Consider the following 11,717-nt stretch of genomic DNA (forward strand, 5'->3'; position numbering starts at 1 on the left):
TACTTCCAGTGGAAAAATCTACATCGCTGTCCATAAGAACAGTCTTGCCATTTTCACCCCCAACTGACAGTTTCCAGCCGTTTTCTTTGACGAATGTTTTTAAATCTTTTAACTGCCCTACATTTACTGCATCAGTACCTTTGCTACCAGCAGCCACACCTGTGATTTGTCGTGTTATATTCTTATCAAGATTACCAACACTCACAGCGCCTGATGTACTTTGCCACTGAGGTGTAGCATTTGTTGCAACCTCATCCCTTACCGAAGGAGCATAACCAAACTCATTAGCAGCTCTATTGGACACAGAGTTGTTTCCGATAGCAACACCATTATCAACCAACGCTTTAGATTGGTAACCTAAAGCAATACTACGCAGACCTGCTACTTCTACGCCATAACCCAAACCAATACCCTGCCAACCTGATACCTTTCCTTTACTACCTATAATAATAGCATAAGGAGATAATGCCTCTGCTTCAGAACCTATAGCAATAGTGTTATCTTCCTTTGCATCTGTCTGAAAGCCTAGAGCAAGAGAGGCTACTCCTGATGCATTTGCGTGATCACCAAGGGCAATTGAATTTTCAGCTATTGCCGTAGGATCTTTAAAATCCTTAGCAGAAGTATTGATTTTTAAACCTTTTAGAGCCGATATTCCTTGTACTGCTTTTAGCTGTGAAAAATTCACCGCATCTGTCTCTTCAGTACCCTTTGCTATTCCTGTTATCTTTTTGCCGCCAGCATCAATACCACCTGTTGTCATTTTCGGGCCGCCAGAAATTACTAACCCTGTTGCATCTAAGGTATTTGTACCTGCTTTTAAGCTTGTTAACGTAACATCTTTAGCTAAATCAAATTTTACCTTATTGTCCTTATCACCTTTGGTAATTTGGAAGTTCTTACTTCCAGTGGAAAAATCTACATCGCTGTCCATAAGAACAGTCTTGCCATTTTCACCCCCAACTGACAGTTTCCAGCCGTTTTCTTTGACGAATGTTTTTAAATCTTTTAACTGCCCTACATTTACTGCATCAGTACCTTTGCTACCAGCAGCCACACCTGTGATTTGTCGTGTTATACCCCCACCAGGATTACCAACACTGACGGCGCCTGATGTACTTTGCCACTGAGGTGTAGAATTTGTTGCAACCTCACTCTTTAATGAAGGAGCATAACCAAACTCACCAGCTGCAACAGCAGCCATAGAATCGCCCCCTAAAGCAACAGCTCCTTCCACCCCTGCAGCGGCTCCCATACCTATTGCAACACTCTTTTGCGGCATGGCAGCCGCCAGCCTACCAACTGCAATAGAACCCTTCTCACCCGCCATTGCTTGACCACCAATAGAAATCCCATAGTCCCTTAGAGCTTGAGATATATAACCCAAAGCTATCGATTGCTCCCCCGACGCTAAAGTAGAATGAACAGCGCCTTTGGAAAATTCTCCACTGCCTATTGCAAGACCAGCTGTTCTTTCAGCACTAGAGAATTTACCTACAGCAACAGCCCCATCAGCTTGCACCGCAGCCCACGGACCTATAGCAACAACATTACTGCCTTTTTTCTGCACTTGATAACCCACAGTATAAGAGTGGTCTCCATCGTAGTTTGCTCTCGTAGCAACTGGAAATACATTTGCTACAGCTATTGGTCCCATCTCCTTGGTATTTTTTTCTAAACTACGAACGCTAAACCGCCCTCCACCAGTTTCCTCACTATCATCAATAGAAAGCTTCCAATCTTTCTTTACAAATGGTTTCAACTCTTTTTTCTCAGAACGATTATTTATACTGTTTTCAGTAATCTTAGCAGCTACTTTTGTAAGCTGCTGTCCTTTAACTATATTTAGCACATTATTCCATGCAAAATCGCCGTCTTCTTTCATAACACTTATAGAGCTCTCATCACTTGGGCTCAGAAGGGTTCTGGTTAAAAAATTTGCATAATCACTAGAAGCTTTAACCTTTTCTTCTCCTGCATTATTAAGCACTGTTAAATAATTGTCTTTTGAGACGGAAGAAGCACTCAAACCAGCAACAGAGATAAGGCTTTGTGGATAAGATACACCAGCACTGTTAACACCTTCAAGAAATGCGTTTCTAAAATCAGAATTTGCTGAGAAAGCAAGTGTGATATTCGACAAAAGTGCAGCGATTGAAGTCAATGATAAAACTTTAATAAAAGGAAAACGAGAACCTTTTAATTCATTCGCTGCTCCCAGTGCATGTGATTTTTTCATAACAAACTCTCCAATGAAAAAACTTAAAAGCACCTCTAAAACATAAAAAAGACACATTTTAGCATTATCAGACTATCTTAAGGTTTTGGATAAAGGACACTGCTTAGAATGTGAACGTTTTGAGTCTTTAATTTTGTTTTGTTTGTGCCTTCTGTATTGAAATCTAAATGTATGTCTTTTGGTTTATGTTTTTTTGATATAAATATGACACATTTAGAGTCTAATGGTTTTAATGTGTTGCTTTTTCCTAACTGAAAGGAATTCTAATATTACTCTTTTAGTTGGTAATGGTATAAAATGCTTTGTAAAAGGTTTTAGTGTGTATTTTCATAGTTATAGGTCTTAGTTTTATTTAAAAGCACTTTTTTCTTAATAACAAGTAAAGTGAAAAGGTGTTTTGATATTGGGAATTTTATATTTCCTTGAATAATTCTTGCTAGATAGATTATTTTTTTCAAGATATCACGTAATGATGTGGGTGTACTCTTTTGATTGTTTCTTTATTCTTACGTGTCATTTACCCTCCCCCTTTAATATTGTTATCAAAATGAGTCTTACTAATATACTTTACGAGTCATATCTACTCTATAATAAAATAGCAACAAAAAATAACAATTTTTATCAATTTGGGTATTTTTCACAAAACAGTGTGATATTTTTTCAACAATTTAAGTAAAAATTTTTAGAATTTATAAATAAATTTATTGCTACAGAAAGCTTTTTGCAGACATAAGATATTCTTAATTCTTCATAAAAGAAAAATATAAATGCAAAATGCAGCGACAAACTTTAATAATCTCTATCAATTCAGTTTTACTCTTAAACCTGCTCCTACGCCCCAATGATTACCAGAACTCGTCGCGGATATATTAGAACGAATTCTGCCATTTTCAGAAACATAACCTGCTCCAACGGCAAAGGCTGATTGATTACGCCACATCCCCATACCTATTGATAAACTTACAGAACCTGGCGTTTCTTCATAACTCAAATTCGATACCGCTAAACCTATTGCCGCCGCCTGTCGCGATTCTTTGCGAATTTCCTTAATTTCATACCTTAACGCTTCAAACTTTATATCTGTGTACGATTTTATATCATGAACAATATTATTGACCGTATTAGTGACAACATCATTAAACCGCTCATCCGTATATTTCTTCGCATCAGAAAGTACAATACGCATCTGCTGATCCGTATAATCATGCAATTGACCACCTGTAACAGCTTCTTTTGAGCCACTTTCAATGCGGCCATCCGCTACATTGTCTATTAATACTGGATCACTCTCACTTACACCAACTAATGTTACTTTATTCTTTTTCTTGCCATCATTCCCTTTATCATACTTAACAGCAATATCCGCCACACTAGCAATATCTTTTACTTGCTTATCAATCATATTGACATGGTTTTCAACCTCTTCAACTTTCTTATTCGTTTGCCAAAGTTGACTACCATTAACAGCCTCTTTTGAGCCTTCTGATATTTCACCATCCGCTACATGCTTAATCTTACTGTCTTGACCTTTATGGTGCGCATCAAAAGCTTTTTCTGTCTCACTCCAATTTAAACCACCCGAGAAAACACTCTGTTCAAAATCATGAATACGATTGTTGATATTTGTCATGCTTTCGTTAACACCTTCAAATGCAGATGCAACATTGGTATAGTCCTCCTTTTTACTGACCACACCATCAGCAGTAAATTGTGCAACCTTAAAGTTTGGCGCAAGCCATTGTCCATCCTTGTATCCCGCATCTCCACTAAAATATCTAGAAAGCGCATTGATTACCGAATAAAGTTGGAAACCATTGACCGCTTCCGTGGATTCTGCTGTAAGAAGCCCTGCTTTTACACCAGAAAGGCTACGCACACCGCTCGCACTGTTTGCAATACTGATTTCACGACCATCTTTCTCTCCACCAATCGTGATAAGTTTTGTCTTTTCATCCTGCTTAACAAGATTCTCACTTTCTATTTTGCTAATCTCATGGGTCATTTTATTCTGGATATTCGTGAAAGAATTTCCAACCTCACTCAATGCATCAGAAATATTGCTATAGCTCTTTTCTTCAGAGACTCCATCTTCACCAAACTGCTTGATTTTAAAATTTGGAGCTTGCCAATTTCCTTGCTTATCATAACCAGCGCCACCACCAAAATAAGTCGCTAATTGCTCGTTTAAAGAATAAAGTTGAGAACCATTTACTGCATCACTTGAGTTTGCTGTAATATCACCATCCTTGAGATAGGTAATCTTACTGTTTTCCCTTGTTTCTCCCTCCCCATGAAGAGCAACATAAGCTTCCTTATTCTTATCCCATAATAAAGAATCATTGCTAATGCCTTCTGAGACTTCCTTAATACGCTGGTTTACATTCTTTATATTTGTATCAAGACCTTCAAAGGCTTTACCAACATCAGTAAAGGACTTATCCGTAACATTACCTTCTTTAGAAACATCAGATAATTTATAGGTTGGACCTGTAAAGGCTCCATTGTTAAAGGATACACCACCCCCTAAGAATTTTGCTATATCACCACCAATGTTATAAATCTGACCACCAGTAACCGCATCACGCGATTTTTCAGAAATAATACCATTAGCAACGTTGTGAAGAGCCGTGGATTTTTTAGCTCTACCACCAAAAGTTACACTCGCATAATCAATTTCATCATCTGTTTTGTCGTAATGAACAACAGCCGAATCTTCAGACTGAAGATTGTTGGAAAGATCCTTCAAACTCTCATCAAGCTGACCTTTGTTAACCGCTTCATTGTTTTGTATCCCTGCCTTCAAACCAGAAAGTGTCCGTTCTTCACCATCTTTGTTGGCGATATTGATTACAGTACCGTCTTTCTCTCCACCAACCATGATAAACTTTGTCTTGTCATCTTGCTTAACAAGACTCTCACCTTTTACATGAGCAATTTCATTGGTAATTTTATTCTGAGTATTTGTGAGAGAAGTGCTTAAACCTGACAAAGCATCCGCAACAGTTTTATAATCTTCTTGTGTTGCGTTGCCTTTAATATCAAATTTGTTCACTGTAAAAGTTGGAGCAATCCAGCTTCCCCCTTCATAACTCGCTCCACCGCCTAAAGAAGCAGTAACCGCATTCCCCATTGAATAAATCTGACCACCTGTGATTGCATCCGTAGAGCCAGAAGCAATATTTCCATCTAAAAGATGCGTAATCTTACTCTTTGTTTTTGCGCTCCCCTCTCCATGATCAGCAATAAACGCTTTTTCCTCCTTGTCCCATAACAAAGCATCGCCTTGAACTTGTTGTGTAATATTCGTTATGTTTTTGGTAAAATCGTTAAATTCATTCGTTATTTCGTTATTTGCATCTTTGATACTTGTATCAAGCTGACCTTTGTTAACCGCTTCATTATCTTTTGTTGCTTCCTTCACACCAGAAAGTATACGAGCTTCATCATTCTTGTTGGCGATATCAATGATACTGCCTTCTATTTTTGCACCAATGGTAATATTGTTTGTTTCTTTCTCTTGCTGTACAAGATTCTCACTTTCCACTTTATTAATCACATGATTAATCTGTTCAGTTACTTGTTTTTGAACATTTGTGAAAGAAGTACCAACTCCAGAGAAAGCTTCTGTGACATTATTATAAATCTTCTCTTCAGAGCTCCCATCATCTTTAACAGTTTTAAGTGTAAAAGTTGGAGCGCTCCATATGCCATTTTCATATTTAGCACTCCCTCCAAAGGATTTGGCTATATTCGTGGCAGCGGTTTGGAGATTAGTGGAGACAGTTGTCACATTTTGATTTGTCGTGAAAAGCTGTGAACCCGTAACGGCTTCGTTTGAATCTTTTGAAAGAGCGCCATCTTTTATACCGGTAAGAGTACGCTTTTCATTATTCTTGTTAGCAATATCGATTTTATCACCATCGGTATCCTTACCAATGGTGATGTGTTTTGTCTGCGCATCTTGTTTTACAAAGCTACTGGCTGCTACTTGTTCTTGTACCTCTTTCACTTTGTCTTTGATCTCTTGCTTGACACCTTTTAGCTGTGAAAAATTCACTGCATCAGCATCTGCCGTACCATCCTTTATACCAGTAAGAATTCGCTTTTCACTTTTGCTGTTGGCAATATTGATGACACTGCCTTCTTTCTTAGCACCAATGGTAATATTATTTGTTGCTTTCTCTTGCTGTACAAGATTTTCAACTTTTACTTTAGTAATATCATTTTTAATATTCGTGACAATAGTACCAACACCTTTAAAAGCCTCTGCTACATTCGTATAACTTTGTTCTTCTTCTGCACCATCATCGTTAAGAGTTTTAATCTTAAAAGTTGGATCGTTCCATTGTCCATCTTGAAACTCAGCATCACCACCAAAAAAACTAGCTACATGGCTCCCTAGCGTATAGATCTGGCCACCATTTACAGCTTCTGTGGAGTTGTTGGACAAATCTCCTCCTATAAGAAATTTAATTTTGCTATCCCTTCTTTCTTTGCCCTCTCCATGTTGGGCACTAAAAGCATTGTCAGCCGCACTCCACGATAAAGAATCTTGTGCAACACTTTGAGACACTTCCTTAATGCGCTGATTAACATTCTTGATATTTGTATTAAGTCCAGTAAAGGCTGAGCCCACATCAGAAAAAGATTTAGCTGTTATATTACCTTTTTCATCAATACTTGATAAATCATAGGTTGGTGCTGTAAAGGTACCGCTTTTAAAGATTGCTTTACCACCTAAAAATTTTGCAATATCTTCACCGATTGTATTAATCTGTCCTCCATTGATTGCGTCATAAGAATCCTTAGCAATTATACCATTAGCAACATTATGAAGAGCTGTGGGATTCTTCCCTTTACCCAGGGTGATATTCGTATAGTCTGCCTGATCTCCATTACCATTGGATATTTTATCGTAGTGAATAGCAAAAGAACTCTCAAACTGAAGATCTTCTGTTAATCCCTTCACACCTTTATCAAATTGCCCTTTATTAATAGCCTCATCCGCCTTCGTTGCCTCCTTCACACCGGAAAGAGTTCGTATCTCACTTTTGCTGTTAGCAATATTAATTTCACTGCCTTCTACTTCTCGACCAATGTTGATATTATTTGTTTCTTTATCTTTTTTAATGAGGCTTTCACCTTGTACAGTGGTAATTGCACTATTAATCTGGTTGGTAATCTCCTTGGTAATTTTATTTTGAACATTTGTAAAAGAAGTACCAACTTCTGTTAAAGCTTCCGCTACATTAGGATAACTCTTATCTTCTTCCTTGCCTTCAGAGTTAACAGTTTTAAGCGTAAAAGTTGGAGCAATCCATTTTTCATTCTCATATTTTGCTCCGCCTCCAAAGGTCTCTGCTATATTTTTCCCAGCTGTTTGGAGATTAGTGGAAACAGTATTCACATTTTGATTTGTCTCAAAAAGTTGCGAACCATTGATGGCATCATGTGAATCAGAAGAAACGGCACCTTTGCTAACATTATGCAAAGCAATCTGACCTGTGCTAGGATCTCCAAAAGTTACACTGTTTTTATTAACTTTACGCGCTGACCTGATAAGGGGATTGACATCTTTTGGCTCTACTTCTTCATCATAAAGAACCGCTACTGAACGTACATCTTCTATTTCTCGATCAAGCTGACCTTTGTTGACTGCTTCATTGTACTCTTCTGCCTCCTTAACACCGGAAAGTTTCCGATCCTTTTTATCCTTATCCTCAATACTGATTTTATTACCGTATTTTTCTGAACCAATCTTGACTATTTGTTGCTCTTCATCCCACTTAACAAGACTATCACCTTCCACTGTGGCAACCACATTCTTAATTTCTTTATGAAGATCAGAAAAAGAATTATTTACGCCTTCAAAAGCAGCTGCAACATTATCATAGCTTTTTGTACCTTCTGTACCATCCTCATTAAAGGTTTTAACCATGAAAGTTGGATCAGTCCATTTATCGCCTTTATAAACAGCGCCACCACCGAAATAAGACGCAACTTCGCCACCAAGAGAATAAAGCTGCGAACCGGTAATAGCTTCATTTGAATCTTCTGAGATGACACCATTCTTTATACCCGTAAGAGTACGCTTCTCATTTTTGTTGTTGGCAATATCAATTTTATCACCATCTGTATCTTTACCAATGGTGATGTGTTTTGTTCCGTCATCCTGTTTTACGAAGCTACTGACTACTACTTGTTCTTTTATTTCCTTTAGCTGTGCAAAATTCACTGCATCGGTGTCGACAGTACCCGTTGCCACATTTTTGATCTTTTTACTGCCAGCATCAATGCCACTAGTTGTTATCTTAGGTCCACCCGTAATCACTAACCCTGTTGCATCTATTTTTGCTTTCTCTCCTAATGTCACACTGCTTAGTGTTAAATCATTAGCCAAACCAAATATTAGCTTATTGGCTTCGTTTGTATCTCTTTTAATCTTGAAATTACCTCCTCCAGATGAAAAGTTTACTGTACTATTCGCACCAACGTTTTTTGCCGCATCAGTTCCAATAGAGAGCTTCCAACCGTCTCCCCCTTTTTGTGCAAGTGCCTTTACTGCTTCCAACTGTGAAAAATTCACCGCATCGTTATTTGCACTACCATTTGCTACTTCTGTAATTTTTTTATTTCCAGCGGAAATACCAGTGGTCGTCACATGCGGACCATTGACAATGACTAAGCCCGTTGCATTTAAGGTAGCATTCGTTCCTGCTTTTACGCTATTCAGCGTAATGTCCTTTGCTAAATCAAATTGTACCTTATTGTCGTCTTTGCCCTTGGCAACCTTTATGTTACCACTTGGAGCAGCTAAATCTACTAATTTATTCGATTCAACCGTTGTGGTATTCGCTCCACCAACAGAGAGTTTCCAACTTCCAGCAGCCTTTTCTAAGGCTTTCAACTGCGCTACATTTACTGCATCAGTATCTTGAGTACCACCTGCAACTCCTACAATTTGTCGTGTTTTTGATGTTTCAGCATTACCAATACTCAACGCACCTTCAGAGCTCTTCCAAGCGGCAAAATTTTTCGTTGGCATCATGTCTAATGGCCTATATGCATCAATACCTCTGGGTACAGAAGCTTCACTGTTACTACCTAAAGCAATCCCACCAGCTTTGATCGTCTTCGCACTAGAACCAATGGCTATCTCCGTAACCTCATTCAAAGTCATTGCATTGGCACCAATAGCAATACTATGTTGCATTTTTGCTTGCGCACCAGTACCTATCGCCACAGTATTAGTGCCGATGCTAATTCCGCTGCTTCTAGTCATTGGTGCATTAGTTCTCGTCATCGGATTCATACTAAACGTCGTTATATCATTATCCAATACAACAGGATTATAAGTGCCCTCTAAAGAAGATATAGCGATAGGATTATCATCACTCTTACCAGACAGGGTTCTGGTTAAAAAATCTGCATAGCCACCAGAAGCATTCACTTTTTCTGCTAGCGCTTTATTGAGTGCTGTTAAATAACCCACCTTGGATGCATCAGAAATGTTAAAACTGCTCTGATTATCCTTGCCTTGAGAATAAACCGCTGTTGCCTTCTCCATGCTTTGAAGAACTTGTTTTATTATATCAAAACTTTTCGCATAAACGGGGGAAGCATTTGATAAAAATGCAGTAATTGTGGTTCCCAACAAAAGCTTTTTAAATAAATGTCGAGAGAAATGTCCATAACCCCAATCATTCTTCCTTGATATGATGGATAACTCTTTCATAATAAGCGCCCAATGAAAAAATCAAATCAGCATATTTATGCCATAAAAAAGACATATTTCAATTTATAATTTTATCCCTAATTAAACCATCTGTTAACAATTCGTGAGGAAGGTTATCTCTGCATAAAGCCGTAATAAAAAAGTCTATTTAAAGAAAGTTCTAAGGTTTTGGCAGTTTTATTTTTGGGGTAATATGTTATTGGATAATAGGGCCATTTAGATAAATTGGTAGAAGCATTTTCTCATGCTAGGTTGGTGAATTTTTATCTGTAAATTAAGTAACATATTGGTTTTATGTTCTTTTGAACTGCTTTTTAGTAAAAAGCAAAAAATATTAGTATGGGGTAATCTCCATTCTTGTTAAATTATAAATGGGACGAAAATAGAGCTTTAGCATTTATAGTGCGTTTTGTTTTATTATTCATCAGCTTGTAATGTTTTTCTTTGATTTAATTATTTCATTTGTTGATTTTATTGATTTCTTATTAAAATAAAATTTCGCCCTTACCTTCATTTAAGACAAGGGCGAAATAATTTTGCTCAATGCATTTTGTTGATTATTAGTTCAATGTCATATTGAATCCCGCACCTATACCCCAGTGTCCACCAGAATTGGTGACAGATACATTAGACAGAACAGAGCCGCTCTCAGATGTATAACCAGCACCAAAGGCAAATGCAGATTGCCTACGCCATAAGCCAGTACCAAATCCAACACTTAATTTCCCAGGTGTTTCATTATAGCGTAAGTTAGACACTGCTAAACCAATAGCGGCTGCTTGTCTTGCTTCTTTTCGCACACTTTCTATGCTGTAATTTAAAGCCTCAAACTTCATATCCGTATAAGATTTTGCTTCATTAATAACATCACCCATCTGGTTATTTAAAATGCTATTGAAGCGCTCATCCGTATAAGATCTTGCTTCATCAAGGACTATCTTCATCTGCTTATCCGTATGATCATGCAATTGGCCCCCATTAACAGCTTCTTTCGAGCTACTTTCAATGCGACCATCCGCTACATTGTTTAACACTACTGGATCACTTTCACTCACACCAGCTAATGTGACTTTATTTATCTTATCACCCTTTTCATTTTTATCATATTTAACCGCATCATTCGTAACCGTATTTTCAATATTTTTTACCTGTTGATCAATATTGTCTACTTTCTCTTCAACCTTGCTAACCCTATTATTTGTCTCCCAAAGTTGGCTACCATTAACGGCTTCTTTCGAATCTTCAGACAATTTACCATTCGCTACATGCGTAATCTTACTGTCCTGCCCCTGATGACGTGCGTCATATGCTTTTTCATCCTCATTCCAATTTAAACCATTCGATGTGACATTCTTGGTAACCTCAGTAATACGATTATTGATATTTTGCATACTTCCACTAATGCCATCAAAAGCTGCCGCAACATTGTCGTAGGGCTCCTGCTCATCAACGGTACCATCACTCTTGAATTGTGCAACATGGAATTTGGGAGTCATCCATTCTCCATCTTTATATCCAGCACCACCACCAAAATATGCGGAAAGCTTATTACTCATCAAATAAAGCTGCGAACCATTAATTGCATCGGTGGAGTTTTCAGTTATATCACCATTGGCAAGAAAAGTAATCTTGCTATTGGTTTTTCCTTCACCTGCACCATGTTGAGCGATAAATGCTCCTTTATCATTGTTCCACAATAAAGCATCACCTTTTGTTTCATTAATCTGGTTGGTGATATCATTG

The 11,717-nt window shown here is 37.8% G+C and carries 2 protein-coding genes and 1 pseudogene; all 3 read right to left on the reverse strand.

The annotated features are described in order from the left end of the window. Window positions 1-2,239, reverse strand: a pseudogene (locus tag PVV57_RS08815) (hypothetical protein); the annotation flags it as partial. An 802-nt stretch (window positions 2,240-3,041) separates the two neighbouring features. Further along, a complete protein-coding gene (locus PVV57_RS08820) occupies window positions 3,042-9,974 on the reverse strand; it encodes a Vomp family autotransporter (protein WP_273719368.1) in 6,933 nt (2,310 codons plus the stop codon). Window positions 9,975-10,534: 560 nt separating this feature from the next. Further along, window positions 10,535-11,717: Vomp family autotransporter (locus tag PVV57_RS08825; protein ID WP_273783893.1), on the reverse strand; the 1,183-nt coding region annotated here is incomplete at its 5' end.

The organism is Bartonella sp. AU15XJBT (genome assembly GCF_028618615.1).
GTDB lineage: Bacteria > Pseudomonadota > Alphaproteobacteria > Rhizobiales > Rhizobiaceae > Bartonella.

What these genes read in the sequence shown, in the direction of transcription:
- PVV57_RS08820 (WP_273719368.1), bottom strand. Translation starts at nt 9,974, where the DNA reads ATGAAAGAGTTATCCATCATATCAAGGAAGAATGATTGGGGTTATGGA.